Annotated in this window: 1 rRNA gene; it reads left to right on the top strand. The window is 50.1% G+C overall.

Annotated elements, in window-relative coordinates:
- Positions 1-367 (top strand): 23S ribosomal RNA (locus EII32_RS11805); the annotation flags it as partial.

Here is a 367-nt window from a genome sequence, read left to right as displayed (position 1 = left end):
ATCCCACGCTGCCAAGAAAAGCTTCTAGCGTTAATATATGACTGCCCGTACTGTAAACCGACACAGGTGGTCAGGATGAGAAATCTAAGGCGGACAGGCTAACTCTCGTTAAGGAACTCTGCAAAATAACCTCGTAACTTCGGGAGAAGAGGAGCCCTTGGGTGTTAGTATCCATGCGATACAAAGCGCTCGAGGGTCGCAGTGAAGAGGCTCAAGCAACTGTTTAACAAAAACACAGGTCTATGCTAAGCTGGAAGGCGATGTATATGGGCTGACACCTGCCCAGTGCTGGAAGGTTAAGAGGAGGAGTGAGAGCTCCGAATTGAAGCCCCAGTGAACGGCGGCCGTAACTATAACGGTCCTAAGG

This window comes from Prevotella sp. OH937_COT-195, assembly GCF_003932845.1.
In the GTDB taxonomy this organism is placed as follows: domain Bacteria; phylum Bacteroidota; class Bacteroidia; order Bacteroidales; family Bacteroidaceae; genus Prevotella.
Note: the sequence above shows the minus strand (reverse complement) of the source record. Positions and strands in the feature narration are given on the sequence as shown.